This window comes from Paenibacillus sp. 10L310 (assembly GCF_056395745.1).
Genome location: NZ_JBFTKC010000019.1, coordinates 35797 through 59278 on the forward strand (window position 1 = coordinate 35797; position 23482 = coordinate 59278).

Below are 23482 nucleotides of genomic sequence, written 5' to 3' on the forward strand. Positions count from 1 at the left end.
TAATAGAACACTTTTTTATTCGCTACTTAACAGAGCTATGACCCATTAAAGATTGGACGTTAAACATTCGGACCATACAGAGATATCTTCAACATATCGCTGATACAAAAACACGCTAATCATTTGAATAGCTTATAAAGGTCAAGTAATTTCACAATAGAGAGTTCTTAGAGAAATCATTAAGCAATTGTTCTAGAAGCACTTGTTCATTAAGATACAATTCATTAAAGAGACTTATCAATTTAGGAGGGACTTGCTTATCTTGTGTTAATGCATATTTTATATATAGATTGAGTATATTCTGACTTTTATCCCTAATCTTAATGAATCCCTCCAAGAACACAGGGTTAAGATCATAAAGTTTGTTTTCTTCTATATATTTAATTCTTGATACCATGAGTTTTTTATAATCATATAGCGTGTAAAGTGGTCTCACATCGAACTGAGCGCTGTGCTCCAAGTGTGAAGAATAATATTCTGTTAACTTAGGTAAAATGTCTATTCCGTAAGTCCACTCTGAATATGATTTATGACTATAAAAGGATTGATAATTTAAGGATAGATTTTTTGATTCATAATAATCTTTGATTTGTTCTGCAACAAATTTCATATCAAATAGATATGGCAATCCTTGATGATGTTTCGGATGTAATTTTAGCAAGTGCATATAGTTAACATGTTGAGTAACATCATTATCTATATGTTTTTTTCCAAAATCATGAAATGACTTCTCTAGATCTGAATACGAAACGAAGGCAGTTGTATACTTTCTGTTTTCTAAAAAACCAGAAATATTAAATCGTCTCTCATGATCATCAAATCCATATATAAATATGGCATGTGGAAATGAGAACTTTTGATACGCTGGCGAACCTGGAATGTAATATTCATTTACATGAAGCCATATGTAATTGTCTTGTTGGATTTGTTCTTTTAAGAATTCAACTATATTTGGCATGAATTTCAATACCGTCGATCTTAACATCCGTTGAGTATGTGTAAAGCAAGGGTGAAAATGATGTTCAGGGGATTGTGCATAATAGTCTAAAAAACAATCTTCCCCAGATTGCATCAAACACATATTTAAATAATTACTATAAATCCACGGAAAACAATTCTCATTATTTGATATTATCGAAAAATAATAGGCATGCTGTGGGTAATTAGATACTAATGGATATTGTATAGGAAGCTCTTTTATATTCACGAATTCACTCCTTTAAAGGGTTATTCCATTTATTTGATTAGAACCAACATTTTAACAAAATTAAAAATAAATATAATCCTCATTCTAACACCAGAGATACACTAGTTCTATATGGTAATATTAGGGTTAATATGATTATGTTAGGCTTCAATGCTTAGCCGGTTACATACACCGATGCATTTAAATAAAATGGAATATTTAGGATCCAAATGAAATTCCCAAAAGCGTTTAGATGTCAAATAAATTAGTTCAGAGCGTAACCGTTCTTGTGGAAAACGTTGGCGTGCCTCGTATCATGAAGCAGACGTAGAAGGATATATACAGAACCAATTCAGGTCAACCGTTGAAACGTGAATGGACACTGGAGGCAAAGATGGACGGCCCTGTCAGCTGGATCGTTTTGCCTGCTCCAAGAAACAGACCTGTACCGATCGCACCTCCGATCGCCAACAACTGCACATGTCGGTTCTTTAATCCCCTTGTTAACGTTTCTTGCTGCATGATCAACCACCACTCTCTTTCTGCAAATGCTCTCTGCGATGCAAAATATTATTACTCATCATATAAAATAATCTGCCCAGAATACATATCCTCTTTTATATATTTTTTTGCACAGCAAAGAGGCCACCTTTGTAAGAGGTGACCACTTCATAGGCTCCTATTTCATGCCCTTGGCTTTTATTAATCTTAAAGTTGCATCCGATCCATACTATCATCAGCCTATGTACATTCCTTTGTTATTCTCATGCCACGTTATGCTGATTATACATATCTATAGAAGTATTTTAAAATAAAAGCCAAGCATAGAGCGGCAACAACTAAAAAAGTAATCGCTAATGAACGTTCGTTTTTCCAAATTCGAATAGCATTAGCAACACTAATCATCGATAGCGCAATATAGTTAAGAATACTTGAATACGATTGGAACATGTTATAAACGATCATAATCATCCCAATGATACAGATTAACAAATACCACAGTGGAATCTTTTGAAACAGTTGCTTCATTATGATGTACTCCTTATATATTAAATTGGTCTGTGTATAAGATATTCTTTATCAGGAATGAAAATTCCTTTATTTAGGTCATAACCCCAAATAATTAATACTATTTAGATCCAATTTAAGTATCTTCACAGTAAAAAGGGCTCCCGATAAAGGCGCCCTCTGGTCTATCCAACAACTACTTTTGCTTATAAAACTCATGATACAGCTTCATTAACGCTCGCTTCTCAATCCTTGATACATAAGAACGTGAGATGCCCAGTTCCTTCGCAATTTCGCGTTGAGTTCGTTCCTCCCCGCCTGCTTCCAGGCCAAATCGACCAATTACAACTTCCTTCTCCCGGTCATCGAGGATATCTAGATTGCGATAAATTTTGCTTTTTTCAATCTTGAGCTGTACTCGATCTACAACATCATCAGCTTCTGTGCCAAGGATATCGATTAATGTAATTTCATTGCCTTCTTTGTCCGTACCAATGGGGTCGTGCAGGGATACGTCTTTGCGTGTTTTCTTCAGGGAACGGAGATGCATTAAAATTTCGTTTTCAATACACCTCGCCGCAAATGTGGCAAGCTTTGTGCCTTTGCCTTGTTGAAAACTTTCGATCGCTTTGATCAAACCAATCGTTCCGATGGAAATCAGGTCTTCCTGATCTTCACCCGTATTGTCGAACTTCTTGACGATATGCGCGACGAGGCGCAGATTGTGTTCAATGAGCAGATTGCGAGAGTGAGCATTGCCTTCAGCCATAAGGCGTAAATGTTTGGCTTCATCACCCTCAGCCAGTGGCTGGGGGAACGCATTATTTTTGACATACGAGACGAGTAACGTTAACTCTTTAATGAATAGAGCAATTGCGGTAAACAATCCGGGCACAGATGACACCTCCTGCAGTTTTACAACGATCTGGCCTGAGCACATGTGGGAACAGGGTCGATCTATTGTATGTAGGCAGTGGCCCAGAAGTGCACGTACACTTGAAAAAGGGGATGATCTTGCGAAGATTTCACAGACTCACAGAAACTATGGAGCCCACCCGCTGAAGCAGGAGAAATTCTTTTTCCACACTTTCGATAAAATATTTCTTTTCACCAAATAGGACAACATCATTCTGGGCTAATGAAACATCGCTTTTGAAATAAATCACATTGTCCGTTTCCCGGAATGCACCTTTGTAATAGAACATCCTATTTCTCTCCTTCATGTATCTACCTATGTAATTAACTACCCGCTCCATGTGGATCTGCTTCCTTCATGCTAACATATTCTCTCTCATTCATCATGTCATATTCGCACACTAACCAACATAAAGCCCCAGCCCTGTGCAGAACAGAACTGAGGCTACATATCGATATGAATTCCTGTTTCTCCTGTCGATTGCTTCAAGAAGCTAATTCAAATTAAATTATTTGAAGATTCGTTGTGAGAACTGATACAGGCCGCTGTTCCAGACAGATGGTTCGTGTCCACCTACATCCAGATAAAAGGTATGCGGAATATTCATGCTGCTCAAGCCGTTTTTGAAGTTCTGGCTGACCCATAACAGACCGTCACTTGATCCACAGGAGATCCACAACAATTTGAGTTGGCTGGCTACTTGTCCCGGGTTGGAAACCAGCTGTGATACAGATTGCGTATTCGGTGCAGCCGAGAAGGCCCCTACCCAAGCGAAGGTATTCAGATTTTTCAATCCGAAATTAAGCGACTGCCCACCACCCATGGACAGTCCGGCTAGCGCACGACTATTCTTGTCTTTGTATACCGGATAGTTGGCCTCGATATGAGGAATCAGATCCTTGAGCAGGTCTTGCTCAAACCGTTCAAACGCAGCCACTTTGTCCGGAGCAAAAATGTCACCAACTGGACGATCGTCCTTCATGGCACGGCCATTTGGCATGACAACGATCATCTGGGACAACTTACCTTCCGAATACAGGTTGTCCAGAATGTTCTTTGGTTTCATTGCGTTAACCCACTCATGCTCATCTCCGCCGATGCCGTGCAGGAGATACAGGACGTTATACTTTTTATTCGGAGAATATCCTGGCGGTGTATACACCGTCGCTTTCCGTGTATTGCCTACCGTTGTGGAGTAATAGGATATCAGATTGGTATTTCCGTGCGGAATATTGTTTCGATAGCCATCATAACCCGGTGGTGCCGGCACCACCGGAGTATTAGCCAGCGCATTTTGCCCGGTATTATCCATGGTGCCGGTCGCTCCCTGATCTATCACAGACTGAATGGGGGCTGGAGCTGGAGTTTCCTGCATATCCGTTGCAGACGCCATCGTTGGTACAAGGAGTGCTGCTGTGATGGAGAGACTCAGAATTTTGGACAGACGTTTTTTCATTAATATCAATCTCCTTTGGAATATGATTTTAAACCGTGTACGAACCTCATAACAGGTCTTTCAGATACACACAAACCCCAATTGAAAGCCCTTACATTTAAAAACGAAGTTCCTCCTTTCCACGTATGAATACGGACCGCTATCCTTCACCTTTCCCAATAAGGAAGTAAACATCCGCGATCCATAATTTACAATCAATTCCAATTACATCTTTATTATATCACCTCACAAGGCCTGTACATCATCAAAAAACTTAAATAACTATATCTTATAGTTTAAAAAGTATACTTCTCCACCCCGCCAGACCGTCTATTCGCTCCCCTACTCTGGATCTCATCATGATATAAAAAAGCCTCAACTCTCCGTGTTCAACGGAAGAATTGAGGCGAAACGATTCCATATTCAGCTTGCCGACGCTGCCTCTGCAACCTGGGCAACCTCTGGCCCATGATGTTTACGCTCCATGAACAGACTGAAGAGCAGTCCTAGCAAACCTAATCCGGCAATAACTGCGGCATACAAAGGCACTGAGATAAGTCCCGTATGTGTAATTGCATACCCACCCATATAGGCACCAGCGGCATTTCCCAGGTTAAATGCCGAATGACTTGAGGTTGTCGCAAGTAGCGGTGCTTCACGAGTCATATTCATAATCCGAATCTGAAGTCCCGGCATAATACCAAAAGCGGCAACCCCCCAGAAAAATATCGTGAGCACTGCCAGATACGGATTCTCCAGCGTCAGCGTGAGCACTGCCAGAAGAACAGCAAGGATACCAAAGTTGACGATTAACGAAGGCATCAGCTTCCAGTCTGCCAGACGGCCGCCAACCAAATTGCCCAAGGTTACACCGAAGCCAAACAACACCAGAATCCAGGTCACACTTTGCTCTGCAAAGCCGCTAATATCCACAAGCATCGGCGTAATATAGGTGAAGACTGTAAACAAACTTCCGCACCCCAACGCCCCAATAAGCAGAACCAGCAACACTTGTGGACGTACCAGATTTCGAAATTGCTGACCGAGGTTTGCAGGCGGTCCTTGCGCAATAACCGGAATAAAACGAATAATCCCCATTAATGAGATAATGCCCAGAATTGTAATCGCCCCGAAAGATGACCGCCATCCAAGCTGTTGCCCGATAAATGTACCAAACGGAACGCCAATGATGTTGGCAATCGTTAGCCCCGCGAGAACAACCGATACCGCCCCTGCCCTTCTCTCGGGCGCAACAAGCCGCGTTGCCATGATTGAACCTACACCAAGGAACGTACCATGAGCAAATGCCGTTAATATCCGTGCTGAGATTAACAACCCATAGGTGGGAGCAATAACGGACAATGCGTTCCCGATAATGAAAATGCACATCAGCAGTACCAGCAGTTTTTTCTGCGGAATCTTGTGTGTAAATACGGTCAATATCGGCGCACCTACCGCTACACCAAGCGCATATCCCGTAATGAGTTGTCCAGCCTGCGGAATACTTACATTCAGATCTGTTGCCACATTGGGCAGCAGGCCCATAATAATAAATTCAGTCATACCAATCGCAAAAGCCCCTATCGTCAGGCATAACAGGGATAATGGAAACGCCCCTCGTTTACCTGACTGCGAAGCCTGTGGTTCTGTTGTGTGTCCTGTGGTGCTCATAGATGTTCTCTTCTCCTGTCTCTAATCAACGATTTTCTGTCGCCTTCAACCACAAGGCATCTGTTAGTTGTTCGAACGTTTCACGCATAGCCAGTTTGTCCCGCCAGTGTGCCGGAATACCACTCAGTCCATAATAAGCACCTGCGATCTGCCCATACACCGCACCTGTAGTGTCCGCATCATCACCCAGATTAACAGCTAACAACGCGCCTTCTTCAAAGCTTGACGACTTATGTAACGCCCATAGTGCTGCTTCAAGTGAACGAACCACATAACCACTACCCTTAATTTCCGGCGGTTCTTTGCTCTGATAGGAACCCATCACAACCTCTTCAATTGCAGGCGAAAAAGTAGGTTCTTCCCTCCACTGTCTGCATGTCTCCGGCATCAGCATGACGCTCTTGTCCGCTCCGCGCAGACCGGCAACAATTATGGCGGCCAGCACTTCACATGCTTCCACGCTTTCCGTTGCAGCATGTGTTGTCCGGGAGCTCAGCCCGGCATAACGAACCGCCTCGTTTGGTTGATTAGCATAAGCCATCGCGACAGGTGCAAGCCTCATGATAGAGCCATTGCCCGCCGTCATCGGGTCAGTTGATCCGCTGTAGGCTTCTCCAGTTATCTCAAACCTCTCCAAGGCACTTCGTGTGGCCCCGCCGATATCGAAGCAATCGCCTGTGCTGCTCATATACCCGACCTTGTACCAATTGGTGTATCTGCGCATCTGATCCGCAGGATCAAAGTCTGCTTTACGTACCAAACTTTCTGCCAGACACAGAGCCATGGATGTATCATCTGTCCACTGCCCTGCCTCCAGCCCAAATACACCTCCACCCACGATATCCGTTACGGGTTCAAATGTGCCCGGGCTGCTGAATTCCACGGTAGTTCCCAACGCATCACCCGCTGCAAGCCCGATGAAGCAGCCATTGAAACGGTCCTTTTGCAACATGCTTGTCTTCCTCCCTTACTCCATATACTTTCAGAATCTTTCTTCCATTCTCCCACAGGGCCTGATCTGGCGTAAAGCTAATAAAATCCAATAAATTCAGCTCCATTTCTTCTATTATAAAAGTGTCGAAAGCTGTTGAACGGCCAGACTATCCAATTTTCATAAAAAAAGTTTTATTTTTTTGAGCTCTAAAAACAGTTTATTCAGTATACCGCTTACATGCAAAAGGGTTAACGGTTTGCAACGTTCATCATTTTCTGAAAATAAATCATACATGCGAAAATTTTCAATGTAAACAATCATGACGCGCTTGACCCTTCGGTTTGTCCTATGTTACGGTTTTATTAGCTTCAAACGCATATTTTTTCCCAAATTAATATTCATTTTCGGTTTATTGCGTTAACTAATATCCCGCAGGTTAATGAATATAGGGAATGAATTTGCAGAAAATTTTCATTTTTCGTTTTATCCCCAAACTAATTCTGAAACAGGAGGAACAAATTTATGATTAAGGCACTGGTGTTTGATTTCGACGGAACGATTATTGATACAGAGACAGCATGGTATATTGCTTTTCGTGATGCTTACAAGGAACACGGCGTAGATTTAACCCTGGAGATGTATTCACAATGCATCGGTACCAGTCTGAAAACATTTAATCCGTATGAGTACCTCATCACAGATTTGAATCTTCCGATCGATCGGGAAGCGTTCAGGGAATCCGTTCAGTTGCAACACGCTGCATTGATGAACAAAGAAAAGGTGCGTCCTGGTATTCAGGAATATCTTGAACAAGCACGTGAAGCCGGACTGAAACTGGCTGTAGCATCCAGCTCCAAACGGGAGTGGGTTGAACAGCATCTGGAACAACTGAAACTAAAAGATTATTTTGAAGTCATTCGTACGGCAGATGATGTTGCAAATGTGAAGCCTGACCCGGAACTCTACACTCAAGCGCTTGAAGCCCTTGGAGTAACTGCAGACGAAGCCGTAGCGATTGAGGATTCACCTAACGGCGCGCGTGCAGCTGCTGCGGCTGGTATGCACTGCGTAGTCATCTCGAATACCATCACAGGAACACTGGAATTCGATCTGCCTCACCAACGGTTATCTTGCTTGACTGACCTTACATTTAATGATTTGATTTCGAAGCCACTCGTAACTACCGTCTAAGGTCTGCACGAATTTCGCGATTTAATCCTTAAAGGGGGAGTTCACACATGAAAGCTGTACATTTTGGTGCGGGCAATATAGGCCGCGGTTTTATCGGTCATATGTTGTCCGCTTCCGACTACGAAGTATGCTTTGTCGCACGTAACCCGAAGAAAATCTCCATGCTTCAAGAGAGACAGGAATATCCGATTACACTTGCCAATAGAGATCAGGACACTACGATTGTCAACAACGTGACGGCCATCAATGTGAGTGAGCAGAATCTCGTTGCTGAAGAGATCGCTTCAGCGGATGTGATCACAACCGCGGTGGGGGTATCTGCACTCGGAGATATCGCCGAACCGATCGCCAAAGGCATTCAACTTCGCATGAAAAACAATAATCAGGCTCCACTGCATATTATCGCTTGCGAAAATGCCATCGGTGGTAGCACCAGGTTGAAGAAACGCATTTATCCATTCCTGGATGAACAAACTCGCAAAAAAGCCGAACGTTATGTTTCTTTCCCCAATGCAGCTGTGGACCGGATTGTTCCGGCTCAAAACCACAAAGACCCGCTGCAGGTCACTGTTGAACCTTTTTACGAATGGGTCGTTCATCGTCCAGCACTTCTGGATGGATTTAAGAAAATAGATGGCGTCCACTATGTGGATTCGCTTGAACCTTATATCGAGCGTAAAATGTTTACGGTCAATACAGGCCATTGTGTCGCCGCATACTTCGGCTATCTCGAAGGATTCAAGACGATCCGCCAGGTGATGAGTAATTCCACCCTGCGGGCCAAAGTGCGCCATGTTATGGAAGAGACCGGTCAGATGCTCATCCAGAAGCACGGATTCAACGCTCAGAAGCATGACAAATATATCGATACCATACTGGAACGCTTCGCCAATCCCAACCTGACGGATCAGGTCACCCGGGTCGGACGTTCCCCCCTTCGCAAGCTTTCGCCTCATGATCGGCTTGTTCGCCCAGCGATGCAGGCCAGTGAATTCGGAATTGAAATTCCTCATTTAACTTCTGCTATGGCGGCCGCAATGCTGTTCAATGACAAGCGCGACGAGGAAGCCATGAAGCTACAACATATGATTCGCGAAGATGGCGTCTCCGCCTTCATCCGTGAACGCATGGGAATTCCCGACGAACATCCCGTTCATCAGAATGTAATCTCCCGTTATCAAGAACTCAGAGGGCGCAAGGAATCGACTATACTAACCTGATTAACGGATCAAGGCATGGGTTCGATCCTGCAAACTGAATAGAAGCACGGCCAAGAAGCCGGGAGGAACCTATGCAGCTGCATCGCTCCTTCCGGCTATTTGTCTATGCACGGCGTGGCACGGCACGGTACATCCTATCTATATTGTAGTAACGTCGATAAAACAGCGCATCTCCTCTCTCAAGGAAACACGCTGTTTAGGGAATCTTTTTAATTTACTACATCGTTTGGCTCAGCCTTGAGGCTCATCCCTTTTCTACTCATTCATAATGGAATTGAGGGATGCATATGCCATGGGCAGGAAACCTTCCGAAGGTTCACCAATAGGTGCTTGGATGTGGAAAATGAAACCATTGCCGTCCAGTTCTTTCACGATAAAATACTCTGTTTTCTTATCATTCTGGGACATCATGTATAATCTTGCATCCTTCATCGGGCCGTTGCTGAGTTGTTCAGCCGTTAACTGCTTCACTTCTCCGGTCTCGGACAACTCTTCCTTGGCATCCATCTTCAGCGCATCCAGATTGTAATTTGCCGGCAGCTTCTCAATCTCTACCTCATAATCCGGATCAATCTTCATTGTTAATTCATGGTCTTCGGCGTCAAAAGCCATCGGTTCAAACACATAAAGTGAATAACCTTTCGCTTGTGCCAATGTCACTGGACGTTTCTCGGTCATTCCTTCTACCGTCACTTCCAGCTCTGATGTCTTCGGACGATCGGACGTTACTGTACCGCCTGCATTGGAACCGTTATTGTCATCACTCGATTCAATCTTTGCAATCTCTGTAAGTACCAACTGTTTCATTGTTGCATCAATCGTTTTCTCTACATATTTGAAACGAACGGAATCTTCGTCATCGATATCATCCAGAGACTTCTGCAGATCTTCGCTCACCTGGAATGACATCGGCTTCTCATTCACTCGAATCTCCACCGTATGCGGATCAGCCCATCCAGTCAGAATACCTTCTGCTTCAATTGCAGCACTTTCATTTGGTTGTTGCTCTGGTGCTGGTGACTGTTCTTCCGTATTATTCACTGTTGGCTGTGCAGCAGGATTACTGTTCCCACAAGCCACAAGCGAGAATCCCATAAGTAAAACCAGGAGTGATGCACTGACTTTCATTGTATTTCCTTTTCGCATATGAACACCTCCGTTAGCTTATACGCAATGATGCTTGTCCATGTTGCTTCTCATCCATTGGCTTGGCTGTATACTAGTACTTACACGGGAGACAGGCAGCTCAATCATGCAAAATATCTGAATCGTTGCTCAGATCCTCTGCTCAGCTGGCCTGATCCATCTGTACCAGTTTGGCATTGGCTCCGTTAAATGCTTTGGTCTGGAGGTTAAATTGCTTTCGGAATTCAGCAAGCTTCGCATATTCGCTATTCCGTACCCGAATGGCTCGCTTAATCTTAACCAGATTAGGTTCTGCACTTTCTCTCATCAGATCATATAACTGCTCATCGGCACTCAGACTCAACTGATACGAAGCAACAAAATTTTCCAATGCACGTGCTCTTGCTTCATATTGATCCAGCACCTTTTCAGCCTGTGCCAACGTTTCTTCTTTTTCAAATGATAGTTCTTTCAATGAACCGCGCAGGGCCACCGTCTTCTCGTTGGTCTGTTCCATGGCCTCTTCCGCCTGTTTCAACAACGTTCTTCGTTCATGGATATGTTCTGCTGCCTGATCCAGCAGTGCTTCGAGATCACTGTTTTTGTTCTTGCCTTTGTCTAAAATTGACTTGTATAACTTCATATCTTCCTGCTCATGACTGGTCAGCGTCTTCAAACTCTGGTCGATCTCCTGACCGCTGAGCACCAATTGGTTTATCTGATTTGCCGCAGGCTCCTGCGGATCTCCACAACCACTCGCCAGCAGAATTAGCAATACACTGACTGCCGCAAGCGCCACTTTTTTACTCGTTAGCACCAAAGTCCTTCCTCTCTTGCATCATCTTGTTGTTTATTACAAGCGGGTATCTCCGCTAAAATTGGCTACCCAGTGTGCATCCGGATCGTATACTTCGAACTCGTAACCCCGATCTTCGAGTAACTTCAGAATGCGTGGTAAAGCCTGAACCGTCTGCTCCCGCTCATGCATCAGAATCACTTCCTTATCCCGATGTACACTTTTGCTCACCCGGGCCACAATCTTGTCCGGCTGACCGGGAAGATTCCAATCGAGTGAATCTGTCGTCCAGTCCCACATCTTGAATCCGGCCGCCGCAATGTCACCTCTGAACTTTTCACCGATCTGTGGACTGCTGCCATAAGGTGCACGAATAAGATGAGGTGTAAAACCAATCAGGTCCTGCACCATCTTCTGCTCTTTCTTGAACTCTTTCACAAAGTTTGCCGAGTTGCCGCTCTTATACAGCTTTTTATAGTTATGCGTCATGCTGTGAAGTCCAGGATAACTGCCTTCTTTCAACAGTCGTTTCACTGCTTCCGGATGCTGATTCAACTGACGTCCGATCATAAAAAAGGTAGCCTTTGCCTCATGCTGCTTCAATATATCCAGCAGTTGTTCCGTATATTCAGTTGGCCCATCATCAAACGTTATGTATGCCAATTTGCGAACCTGGCCCTGAAACCGTACCGGCTCCTCCTTCGCATCAGGAGTAACTTGTATCATGCCGAGCTTGGCCGGCTGTTCGATTACAGTGATCGGAGGCGGCGCCACAACGCTTTTGATCCAATGCGTCATGCCAAAGAATACATATGTAATACCGGTAACGAACAGTACCAAGAGCATTAGAGCTATGATTACTCTTCCATACCGGATTTTTCTTCGTTTATGTGTTTTCGTGCGACTTGTGCTAGGCGGAATACTGCCACGCTCTCCCGCTCTCTCTTGTTGAACTCTCACTGTCATGCCACTTCCTTACTTTCATTTTTTCCCGATTATTGGTATATTATCTCGTTTCATGTCTCTATATAGAAGATTAATAGAAAAATGGATCGGGAGAATGACAGAATAGTTACAAGCCCGGTTACAATCTACTTATCTCTTCGTTCTCTTTATCTTTCCTGCGGTTGTCTTCTCCTGTATAATGAAGTGATTTACGCTATCAGACTTCAAGAAGGAGCTACACCCATGACAAGCTTGAACCGTGCCGGCAGATCCATCTATCTGTTATTCTTTGTCGGCATTATCGCCATTTCTTTCTCTTCGATCTTTGTACGCTGGTCTACCGCAGATGTTGCGGTCATTGCCATGTACCGTCTATTTCTGACCAATCTGCTAATGCTGCCTTTTGTCTGGAAATACAGACATGAGATGATGCGTCTGAGCTTACGGCAGTGGGGCTTGCTGCTTGCATCCGGTGTGATGCTGGCCCTTCATTTTCTGCTCTGGATGGGTTCGCTACGGCTCACCAGTGTTGCCAGTTCCACAGTTATTCTCGCGCTGGAGCCTATACTGATTCTTGCCGGTTCGGTATGGCTGTTCAAAGCCAAAATTAACCGCATGATGATCATCGGCATGGGCATCGCCCTGCTTGGGTCAATCGTCATTGGCGCAGGAGATTTCCAGTTGGCAGGTACTGCCCTGCAAGGTGATGTCCTGTCTTTACTTGGCACAATCGCAGTCGCCGTTCATATGCTGCTGGGTCAATTTTTGCGAGCGGGACTTAGTGCATTTTCGTATAACTTCTGGGTGTTCTTCGTAGCTGCTTGCACGCTGGCGGTATATAATCTGATCATGGGCCATCCATTCGGAGGTTACGCTGCGTCAGAGTGGGGAATCTTCCTGCTACTCGCCATTGTGCCAACGATCTTTGGACATTATCTCTTCAACTGGCTGCTTCAATATATGAATGCCACGACGGTATCCATGGGCGTACTTGGGGAACCCGTATTCTCTTCATTACTAGCCTGGATGCTGCTCGGCGAATCCCTCAGTGCTTTACAAATGTCTGCCGGGGTGGTCATTATATTCGGGGTATGGATCTTCATTCGATATGGCAAAACCAAACCTCAGATTGCTTCAGCAGAAGCCTCTGTTGCGGGAAAAGGGCCTATTGAACCTACAACGGTATAACGTATTTTTTCGTAAATCATAGTAATAAACGACTCTACCACTCTCATAAGGCGGTGTATTTTGATGAAAAATATTGTATCCATGCGCTGGCTGCTCGCCAGAATGTATGAACCGGATGTAGTTATTGCAGATTGCAGATTCTTGCTCGGTCAGCCAGAGGCTGGAAGACAATCCTATGAAGCTGGACATATCCCAGGGGCTGTCTATCTCGATTTGGAAAAAGACCTGTCTTCTCCTGTATCTGCGCACGGAGGACGTCATCCGCTTCCTGATCCAGCTGTGCTCGCAAGTCGTCTCTCCAAAGCTGGCATCGGCTCCAATAGTCGTATTGTTGCTTATGACGATCAAGGCGGGATGAATGCATCTCGGCTATGGTGGCTGCTTCGCTATATCGGTCATGAACAAGTGTATATCATGGACGAAGGTTTCTCCGCTTGGAAAAACGCCAAATTCCCAGTGACTACGGATGTGCCGGTTCAGATCCCGGCTTCCTTTGAGGTGAATGTGCAACCAGCCATGCTGGCAAGTGTTGAAGATGTTCAGCAGGCTTCGGCAAGTGGCAGTGCCGTGCTAATTGACTCCCGTGATGCTCGCCGTTATGCGGGTCTGGAGGAACCGATTGATGCCAAGGCCGGACATATTCCGGGTGCGGTGAATTATTTTTGGAAAGATGTGTTGGATTGGGATGGACGTTGGACAGATACTGGGGTGTTAGAAGAGCGTTTCAGTAAACTGGACAAGGATGGTGCGATTATCGTGTATTGCGGTTCTGGCGTCTCGGCCTGCCCTAACGTGATTGCGCTGGAAGAAGCGGGATATACAAATGTGAAATTGTATTCCGGAAGTTGGAGCGACTGGATCAGTTATGAGGGAAATCCGGTGGCTACGGGGGAAGAATAATACTAAACGTTATTCAAAATCACGGATTTACTTGGATCACTTTTTGGTTTGCTAAGAAATATCGCTTTGCTATCTCAATATCGCGACAATTGTTCTTACTGCACTCCCACTCCTGGGAATGCTACTTAATATTCAGCGAAAGATAATCAGATATTGATATCTCTTGTAATTATGTTAGTTGCAATTTGAGGACTATAATAAAGAATGAGAATTGGGCTGAACTCCGCGGACAGGCTGAATTATGTTCGGCTTCTCAAGCCCATTTTCACAACGGACTTGAGAAGCCTAGTATACGAATTTAAAGCTGTATTTCATTAGTGAGCGTTTGAGTCCTGGTAACATATCGTCTTTAACGTTTATCAAGAGGACAGCTAAATTCGACTAATCAAAAGTCAAACAATGCGAAAACTTAGGATACGAAACTCCAAAGAGCTGGCTCATCTGAATCAGACATACATTACCTTTGATTGGGATCACAACAATGAGTTACGCATAAAAAAGGAATGTATACATTTTAAAATATCAAAACCTCATTATTTCATACATGATTTGATTATAAGAGGAATCAAATTCACTTCTCCTATTTTTATCTTTTCAATATTATTTTTTATTTTCGAAATATTTTTGTAATTGGGTCTAACCTTATTCTTTAATTGCAAGTTTCTTGTTTTCAATGCTAATTGTTCAATTAATGAATACTCAGAGTAAAGCTGATCGAAATCTGTCATGTCAATGATATTGTAATCTTTTAGATATTTGAGCCGAAAAAGCATTATTTTTTTGTGTTCCCATATTATATGCAAAGGTCTCATATCATCTATATAGCTAGAAATATTACGAATCAAATAATCATATACAGATATTCCATGCGCTATCCTTGTATCGCAATTTTGCATAATAGATAGGGAGTACAGTGAGTCAATAGAATTCACATAATCTGATAGCTGTTGCAACATAATATTTATGTTGAAATCATATGTTGTATACGGGTGTATTTTAAATATTGAAATTAAACCTTCTCTATACCACCCTTCCCTTCCTCCCTCCACAAACGCACTTTCGAATTCTCGAAAAGTCAACTTACTACGCCTGATGATATTATTGTCATTATATCCAATTAATTCAAAAATTTCATTTTGTAAGTCATAACCATAAATCATATTTCCATGGTAATATGTATATTCTTTATATCCCTTACCTTGAGGAACATAAAACTCATCAAGTAGTACGTCTACGTAGTTATTATCATCAATAGCTTCTATTATAAACTGAACAATACTAACATTATTTTTTTTCAATAGGGAATACTTAATGTTCTGTACTCTTAAATACGGACAAAATGAGTAAAAATCATCATTTAAGTATATACCTGTATTAAAATTTATAGGATTTGCATGTATACTAAAGTCTTTATAACAATACATTTGAATAAAATTCGAGACAAACCAAGGTTTATATGCATTCTCTCTTGGTGTACATAGTGCAATTCCCATGTAAACTGCTGTATCAAAACTAAAGGGAATTGTTCTAGTATGTATCCACTCGCCTAATGAATCTCCACAGTACAATTTTACATAATTATCGTTCCGTTCAATTTTTATTCGGGCTGGAAATTCAGAATTACATAAATATTCATATGTTGAAACCTCATTTGTACTTTCTCTCATTTGTACTACTATTCCATTAACTGCTGGTGTAGTAAATATAGAAATATACCTTGAATCGGATGTTAAGTTTTCACGAAACATTAGACCAGCTTTTGCCCACACACTAGTATTTTTTTGATAATCTATTTTAAATTCCATTCCCCCATTTCCTTCTAGTATGGAATAAATAAATTTAAATGAATCATTTTGTCCAGTAATGTCTCCTTCGTTGCAACATGCGCCTTTAAGTTCTTGTATACAAATCTTATGATTGGGTTCAAGATTTTTTTCGTCACCATAATCAGATATACTTTTTTCAAACCAATCATTTTTAAAATAATATTCAGGTATTGTTTTAAGATCTGAAAACTCAACGTTATAAGCATTATCAGAATCGTCATCGAGGAGAATTGAAGATATGTTTGCATAATGTGGGTACGATGTAAGGAAACTTTTCTTATTTAAGGCTAAAGTTTTTTTCATTTTTTTCACCTTCACTTTTTTAAAATTAAGAGTATGTGCTCTGGTTAATTATTCTGGTACTGCTTCACATAAGTTAGTGTATCTTCAATAGCCTGCTTAAGTTGCGTCAAAGAAGTCTCCTCAGATAATTGGTTAAAAAGATGGTTTATATATGCTTTTCTAGCAGGACCCCAAAAAAGGTATTCAAACTCATTCTCAAGAGCATCCAAGCTATTCCTATTAAATGGAGTTCTACTAAAGAAGACAGAAGTATCAACTTCCCTGAGATAGTCAATATGTTCGCCAAATTTCCTTGAGTCATCCTGTCTCTCTAATGGAGCTACTCCTTGATAAAAGAGTTGCAACTGAAACTCTTTTGAAATGATAATATTGATACAATCTATAATGATGTCAATGGAACGAGAAGTTGAATTCACATACATATTGAGACCATTTTCTGGATATCCAATTTTGTTTTCAAATGTTGGTATCGCATTACATTGATATTCGATGTTGTTTTCAATAAATTTACGCATAACTTGATGACCCATTGATGGAAACATTTCAAAATTTCCTACTCCACCGAAAACCAGTGCTAGATTATTGATTGGTTTATTCCCAGGTAAAGAATATGCTCTTTTCAGAAATTCAGTCAATTCTTTCCAACTATCTAAATAACTCATAGTTTCTCCGTCATCATCAAGATAGCTCAAAGATAATTGTCTCAGAGTATGAGATAAGTGCCCTGTATTTAACAGATACTTTTTTGAACTGAAATGGTTTGAGCAGTCTTTTAAATTATTTATCAAATCATTCCAAGATTCTAAACTTTTAATTGATAAGTCTGTCTCCTTCTGGAAATTAACTGAATAATAAAAACCATACACGCATTTTGTGAATGGGATTTTATATAATCTCGTTTGATCATTCTTAAGATGCGGGTAATACTCTAATAGGTTCATTTCAAATCTATTCGTTTTTCCCTTCGGTATCAACTCGCCAGTTGAATCTACTACAATGTCAATTAATTTTCCTCTTTCAAGCAAAGAAGATACAGATCCAGCTTTGGAAGAAATATATTTAATAGAGTAACTTGGATATTTGTTGTTTATAGCTTCTCTTAGCATAGTAAGAAAGTGCGCTTCGGACTGAAAGCCTATTGCCATTAATAAAGAAGCGTCAGAATAAAAGATAATTTCCTTTTTCAAATTTTACCCTCCTTTTGAAATCAGATATTAGATAGGACATCGTTGCCGTACAGCGATGATTGTATATGAAATAATTTGTGATATGCTCCATTCTCACGCAAGAGTTGTTTGTGATTTCCAACCTCAAGTATTTCTCCTTTATCAAGAAATATAATCTTATCCGCAAGTGTCGCTGAACCTAGACGGTGAGAAATTATGACCGCAATTTGGTCTTTTGCATAATTTTGAAATTGTTTATACAACTTCATTTCCGCAAAAGAATCCATTGAAGCCGTAGGCTCATCCAAAACTGCTATAGAAGCTTCTTTTAGATAGGAACGAGCTAATGCAAGTTTTTGTTTTTCTCCTCCAGAAAGGTCTATTCCTTTATTGTATAAATCTCCAATTGGTTGATCTAAACCCAGTGAATGTTTGAGTATCACCTGCTTACAGTTAGACTTCTCAATCGCCTCAATAAATATGTCGGATTCATATTTTGAATTTGTATCTCCTAATAAAATATTTTCGCCAATAGTAAGTAAAAATGTATTGTAATCTTGAAATACCGCCACTGCCTGACTAAGTATATATTTAGGATGTAGCTCATTTATATTCTGACCATTTACATAGATATCGCCTGTCGTAGGCTTTGATAGGCCAAGTAGTAGCCGTATAAATGTTGTTTTTCCTGCGCCATTCTCACCAACAATAGCAACTTTTTCATTTGATTTAAAAATAATATTTATATTCTTCAAGGCAAATACATTGTCATTTTTATATGAGAATGATACGTTCTTAAATTCTATTTCAACTATTTTATCAGTAAGAATATTCTGAGGGGGTGATACACTAATTTCATCAAGGAAGTTAAATAATCTTTGAATTAATGACGAATCAAATTTCATATTAGACAGATTATTATTAAAAGCATTTATCGCATTGAAAATTGTGTTGCCAGCGAAAAAGAATGTTGTAAACTCACCGATACTTAGTTTATTATCAATTACAGCAAAAATGGCGAATAATATGGATCCCCTATGCAATACAAAAAAAAGAAACTGCCCCGTTGATCCATCAAGTTGATTTTTTATATTTACGCTCTTTGTCTTTGCAAGAAATTTATTAGCATATTCAATAAACTTTTTCGACAAAAAATCATAACCATTTGATAATCTAATCTCTTTCTCATATTTCGATCCGGTTAAAAGATCTGAGAAATAAGTCATTCTTCTATTTAGATGATTAATATCATCGTAAATTTTCAGATTTCTTCTTGTTGCTCGAAATTTAAGAATAATATCTGGTAGGATTACAATGATCCATTGAATAGGAAGCATCCAATAAAAAGAGAATAATACAGTTAATGTAGTGATTAACTGAATAGTCGAAGTCACTAAACCTAAATTTTTTGTGAAGTAAGATACAAGCTTATTTCCATCAATGCTTCTTATACTTTGAAGTAAATCCTGATAGGCAGGCCTTTCGATTACTTCTTGATGAACTGAAGCAGATTTCATCATCAACTTTTTGGATAAAGAAATCTGAATACTATACTGTATAACGTTATGCAAGTATGAAGTCGCTTGTGTTAATACGTTCGGCAAGATTAAAGCAGAAAGAATGTAACATACCGAAATGGTAATCACGAATTGAATTGAAGCATTACTTTCTTTCAAAAGTATGGATGTAGATGAATCAACAAGATAGCTTAAAATTATTAACGCACTTGAAGGTAAAAGAGCAATGATCAGATTACCAGTAAGTAACAAATAAAATTTTGATTTATTATTTGAATAAATGAATTTTAGTGTTAGCCATCCCGTCTTAAACATTAACCACATCTCCGTTTCGGTACCATTGAGCTTGAGTATCAAACATTCTTTTATATTGCCCTTCCAAATTAATCAATGAGTGATGAGTACCTACTTCGATAATTTCTCCATCATTTATTACAATAATTTTATCTGCATGAGTAATTGAACCTAGCCTATGGGTTATCAATATATTGGCTTTATTAAGGGCCAATTCATTAAATAAATTAAAAATTTCAACTTCAGTTTTTGGATCAAGTGCAGCTGTCGGTTCGTCAAGTATATATAATAATTTTTCATGAAAAAATGTTCTTGCAAATGCGGCTTTTTGCCATTCCCCTCCCGAAAGCTGAACATTTTCAAACTGTTTTCCCAAAACTTTCTCGAGTTCATCCTGTCTAAAGCCACACTTAAAGATAAATTCCAATTGTCTTGAATTCATAGAACCGATAGATTCATCACTTAACGATATATTCTGCAATAAAGTCCCTTCGATTTTTAAATAATTCTGAAAAATATATCCTATCTGGTTGTATATTAATTTTTTATCAACATCTGAATAATCTGTATCATTTATGAAAACCTGTCCATTAGTCGGTTCATAAATGCCTGCAATAATATTAGCTAATGTTGTTTTGCCCGCTCCATTCAATCCTACAATTGCTAACGTTTGGCCAGGCTTGATTTCCAGATTAATATTTTTCAATATATATTTTTCGCTATTCGGATATTTAAATGAAACATTCTCTAATCGAATGATTCTATTATTAGATGTCCTCCCAATGACCCCTTTTGAAACAGGTTTCAGTTCATTCTCAAAAGTTCGATAAAAACTTAACAATTCCGTTATATTATTTTTATTGATATTGAAAGTCTTCAGTGTGGAACCGACATTATTAATCATTGGTGTTAGCTGTGAAATAAAAGAAACTAACCCAGCGAAAGCTCCAATATTCGCCTGACCGTAATAGATACTTATAGAAGTTGATACAAAAAAAACACCTACCATGAGAAAACCAGTCCCATTTATTAGAATATTTTGTTTGTAATGTTTTTTCTGCAAACTTATTGTTACATTTTTTATTTTTTTGACTTTCTCTTCCCACTTGCTAAGGATAAAGTCTATAAAATTGTAGATTCTTACTTCTTTAGAGAAATCCACATTGGTTAAAATGTTGGTCAGGTAACTCGCTTGACGTTCTTCAAAAGTTAAATTTTTTTGGCTCTCATATTCGCGATTACTTTGAATAAACGAACTTACAGAATAGATCAAAATACTAACAAGAAAAATAATACAAAGAAAAATGTTTAGAGAGAATGTATATATTACGAATCCTGTGAACGCTATGATTGTCTGAAGTAATCCTTGAAATCCTTCAATTAAATAAAATATCGAACTTCCGTTCGCTTTCGCCCTTGAAATCAAAAATTGAGTATCTTCAGTCTCTAAATCAATGATAGGAATTCTACGTGTGATGTTTATTAAATCTAGCGCCTGCAGTGTTTGCAATCTATTGAAAAGAGTATTTGCTGTGAGATTCTGCAAGCTCACAGCAATAATTTGTATAAAGGAAACTATACTTAAGAAGAGAAAAAGATTTAAACTACTTTCTGAATTTTTTTTCAATAAAGAGTAAATTAGATCAGTAATTAAAAATGCTTGTATCCCTGGAAATGTCCCTATCAGGACTGTAGATAAAAAGTATGTAATCGTAGTAACAGGATTTATTTTTATTAATTTCTTATATGAAAATAGAATTGCAGATAAAGTTGTTATTTTAAACATCGCTCAACCTTCCTCAAAATAATTTAGTACTTCTTCATATACTTGATTCATTTCAATTGCATTATCTAATCGAAAAACTTTCTTGTTTAATTGAGTTTTTATCAATTCCACAAAGTCTTCTGATCGTACACGAGTTTTTTTTTCAATTAAGGTGTAATCTTGTGACAACTCTTTAGGGAAGACAACTATAGCTATGACGTTGCATGAAATTAGGCTTTCAATAGTTTGAATTGTTCTTTTAATGTAGCCTATTTCATCATTATGATTAACACATAAGATAACTGCATCGGGACATGTACCAAGTAAGAATTCTAATTGTGGTGTAGTGTAAAATGATAGATTGTTAGTAGCATACGGGACAGTGCCTGATTGAGAACCCACTAAAATAATTTCCGGATTCGTAATCTCAATATTTCTAAGTAATTGATTAATAACTTGCACAGCGTCGTAACCACTAACGTTTACTGTTGAGTTGTAGCCCATAGGGTAAACTTCATCAAAGCCAAATAACAATGACGATGGTTCAGTACCAAGCTGACCTACATGATACCCGTCTTTTAGCAATTGTTCTCTTAATGTAAGTTGTACAGTGAACTTCCCTTGTTTAGAACTTGTTCCAAAAATCCCTAAAACCGGTTTGCTTATTTCGAACAATTTCCCAAATCGGTTTAATGGAATCATATCTTTATTTATTTGCGGGAAAGTAATAGAAGTTTCGATTTGTTTTGAAAAGTTCAAATGCCTTGATATATCATCAAATGCATATATATTTTTTTTCTTTTCAATACAATGATGTATTAATTCCTTAGAAATATCGTAGCCTAATCTATTTGAAATAGAATCTGTATGGCCTAAGATTAGGGTATCAAAACTGTCCCAATTAATAGATTCTATATTCTTTACAATGTAATCTTTATTGCAACTAGCTTTCAACAAAGCTGAAGTCTTTCGACCTATATTCCCTAAATATTTTGAACAATAAACATCAACTAGTTCAAAGGAAAGTAATTTCGAAAAACAAACAATACTGTGAATCTCTTTATTGAACGGAAAGGTTACAGCAGTTTTTATTTCGGGCATAGTTTGTTTAAAATCTTTAATGTAACTGTTTTCAACTCCATGGTTGACAATTAATTTGGCATGTTCCTTAAGAGTTTCTAGCACTTGGAGCCTATTTTCCGCTCCTGTTTCTATTATTTTTGCAATAAAGCCGGTGACATAAGCCGCTGCGAAACTAGCACCTTGTAAAATTAATTGCGAGGGATCTTTCCAAGCAACTTTCTGATTACAACCTTTGGCTCGAATGTTAACTTCTGAAGATTCAATATATTCATAGTCATAGTCTGCTGTAACATTTGCACTAGTGTCCACACCTATAACATTTTCAAAAGCCGCAGGGTATGAGATTGATCCACTGTTATCAAATGCTGCAACTATAATCGTGCCACTTCGATCTATTTCATCAATTATTTTTTTTAACTCAGGTACGATCTCCGATGAAACAATTCCAAGACTTAAATGTAAAATATCCAGTTGGAAACTTTCTTTTATTTTATAGAGTGTTAACAGCAACTTTTTATAGTCACAGACTAATTCTTGATCAAAAATTTTGAAGAAAAAATACGAAGAGTTCGGAGCAAATCTAGTAATTATTGACGTAACTGCAGTACCATGACCAATTTGATCTTCAATAAAATTATCAAATGAAACCTCCCCCTTCTCTATTACAATTCTTAAACCTTCGCATTCTTTAGTACATCTTACTTTTGGGTGGGATAAAATCACACCACTATCAATTATACCTATTTTTACATTTTCACCTTTAATATGAGAAAAGCCCCTCAATATATTCACCCTTTCCGCATATTCATTGTAGTAAAAAATCAACATGGTTCGGAACAATTCCAAACCATGTCGAAATCTTAACAATGGTTAGTACATGTTGAATTTGAACAACCTGGGTTTGCACATGTGTTGCTACACTCTACGTTATAAGCTTGGACAATCGAATAATATTGATGTTTTATCACTGGTTTTACTAGTTTTCTCTTCAAAATTCTCACCTCCTTTTGTCA

At 39.7% G+C, this 23482-nt stretch carries 18 protein-coding genes and 1 pseudogene; 4 read left to right on the forward strand and 15 right to left on the reverse strand.

The window, feature by feature from the left end:
- Positions 1–151 precede the first annotated feature (151 nt).
- The 7 genes and pseudogenes from AC1DE7_RS26630 to AC1DE7_RS26660 form a co-directional block, all read right to left on the reverse strand.
- Positions 152–1207: a cysteine peptidase family C39 domain-containing protein gene (locus tag AC1DE7_RS26630; protein ID WP_477535531.1), complete on the reverse strand. Its 1056-nt coding sequence runs from the start codon at positions 1205–1207 to the stop codon at positions 152–154.
- A 372-nt stretch (positions 1208–1579) separates the two neighbouring features.
- Positions 1580–1708 (reverse strand): annotated as a pseudogene (locus AC1DE7_RS26635) (amino acid permease); the annotation flags it as partial.
- A 682-nt stretch (positions 1709–2390) separates the two neighbouring features.
- Positions 2391–3089, reverse strand: coding sequence for an RNA polymerase sporulation sigma factor SigK (sigK, locus tag AC1DE7_RS26640; RefSeq protein ID WP_017687130.1), 699 nt, complete (start codon positions 3087–3089; stop codon positions 2391–2393).
- Between the two features lie 130 nt (positions 3090–3219).
- On the reverse strand, positions 3220–3399 hold the full coding sequence (locus tag AC1DE7_RS26645) for a hypothetical protein (protein WP_036615241.1): 180 nt from the start codon (positions 3397–3399) through the stop codon (positions 3220–3222).
- Between the two features lie 219 nt (positions 3400–3618).
- The gene (locus AC1DE7_RS26650) at positions 3619–4566 is read right to left on the reverse strand and encodes an alpha/beta hydrolase (protein WP_477535532.1); all 948 of its coding nucleotides are present in this window, start codon (positions 4564–4566) and stop codon (positions 3619–3621) included.
- A 402-nt stretch (positions 4567–4968) separates the two neighbouring features.
- Positions 4969–6216 carry an MFS transporter gene (locus tag AC1DE7_RS26655; RefSeq protein ID WP_477535533.1) on the reverse strand — a complete coding sequence of 416 codons (1248 nt, stop codon included), beginning with the start codon at positions 6214–6216 and terminating at the stop codon, positions 4969–4971.
- Positions 6217–6241: 25 nt separating this feature from the next.
- Positions 6242–7168, reverse strand: coding sequence for an ADP-ribosylglycohydrolase family protein (locus tag AC1DE7_RS26660; protein WP_477535534.1), 927 nt, complete (start codon positions 7166–7168; stop codon positions 6242–6244).
- Positions 7169–7672: 504 nt separating this feature from the next.
- On the opposite strand from AC1DE7_RS26660, the gene AC1DE7_RS26665 reads away from it, so the two are divergent.
- Both AC1DE7_RS26665 and AC1DE7_RS26670 read left to right on the forward strand, forming a co-directional pair.
- A complete protein-coding gene (locus AC1DE7_RS26665; RefSeq protein ID WP_477535535.1) occupies positions 7673–8341 on the forward strand; it encodes an HAD family hydrolase in 669 nt (222 codons plus the stop codon).
- A 47-nt stretch (positions 8342–8388) separates the two neighbouring features.
- Positions 8389–9561, forward strand: a complete 1173-nt coding sequence (locus AC1DE7_RS26670; protein WP_477535536.1) for a mannitol-1-phosphate 5-dehydrogenase — start codon at positions 8389–8391, stop codon at positions 9559–9561.
- A 255-nt stretch (positions 9562–9816) separates the two neighbouring features.
- On the opposite strand, the gene AC1DE7_RS26675 is transcribed toward AC1DE7_RS26670, so the two are convergent.
- The 3 genes from AC1DE7_RS26675 to AC1DE7_RS26685 form a co-directional block, all read right to left on the reverse strand.
- Positions 9817–10707 (reverse strand): hypothetical protein, encoded by an 891-nt coding sequence (locus tag AC1DE7_RS26675; RefSeq protein WP_477535537.1) that lies wholly within the window; start codon positions 10705–10707, stop codon positions 9817–9819.
- A gap of 142 nt (positions 10708–10849) precedes the next feature.
- Complete coding sequence (locus tag AC1DE7_RS26680; RefSeq protein WP_477535538.1) at positions 10850–11503, reverse strand: YkyA family protein; 654 nt, start codon at positions 11501–11503, stop codon at positions 10850–10852.
- Between the two features lie 36 nt (positions 11504–11539).
- Positions 11540–12442: a polysaccharide deacetylase family protein gene (locus AC1DE7_RS26685; RefSeq protein WP_255319703.1), complete on the reverse strand. Its 903-nt coding sequence runs from the start codon at positions 12440–12442 to the stop codon at positions 11540–11542.
- A gap of 228 nt (positions 12443–12670) precedes the next feature.
- Between AC1DE7_RS26685 and AC1DE7_RS26690 the strand changes: the two genes are divergently transcribed.
- Complete coding sequence (locus AC1DE7_RS26690; RefSeq protein WP_036668496.1) at positions 12671–13615, forward strand: DMT family transporter; 945 nt, start codon at positions 12671–12673, stop codon at positions 13613–13615.
- Between the two features lie 63 nt (positions 13616–13678).
- Complete coding sequence (locus AC1DE7_RS26695) at positions 13679–14515, forward strand: sulfurtransferase (protein WP_477535539.1); 837 nt, start codon at positions 13679–13681, stop codon at positions 14513–14515.
- 533 nt (positions 14516–15048) lie between these two features.
- On the opposite strand, the gene AC1DE7_RS26700 is transcribed toward AC1DE7_RS26695, so the two are convergent.
- Genes AC1DE7_RS26700 through AC1DE7_RS26720 form a run of 5 tightly spaced genes read right to left on the reverse strand, consistent with a single transcriptional unit; the run spans position 15049 to position 23261 of the window.
- On the reverse strand, positions 15049–16644 hold the full coding sequence (locus AC1DE7_RS26700; protein WP_477535540.1) for a hypothetical protein: 1596 nt from the start codon (positions 16642–16644) through the stop codon (positions 15049–15051).
- A 44-nt stretch (positions 16645–16688) separates the two neighbouring features.
- On the reverse strand, positions 16689–17831 hold the full coding sequence (locus AC1DE7_RS26705; protein WP_477535541.1) for a hypothetical protein: 1143 nt from the start codon (positions 17829–17831) through the stop codon (positions 16689–16691).
- Positions 17832–17851: 20 nt separating this feature from the next.
- Positions 17852–19642, reverse strand: coding sequence for an ABC transporter ATP-binding protein (locus AC1DE7_RS26710; RefSeq protein WP_477535542.1), 1791 nt, complete (start codon positions 19640–19642; stop codon positions 17852–17854).
- Positions 19635–21407, reverse strand: a complete 1773-nt coding sequence (locus tag AC1DE7_RS26715) for an ABC transporter ATP-binding protein (RefSeq protein WP_477535543.1) — start codon at positions 21405–21407, stop codon at positions 19635–19637. Before AC1DE7_RS26715 ends, AC1DE7_RS26710 begins: the two co-directional genes overlap by 8 nt.
- A 3-nt stretch (positions 21408–21410) precedes the next feature.
- A complete protein-coding gene (locus AC1DE7_RS26720; protein ID WP_477535544.1) occupies positions 21411–23261 on the reverse strand; it encodes a S8 family serine peptidase in 1851 nt (616 codons plus the stop codon).
- Positions 23262–23482 lie beyond the last annotated feature (221 nt).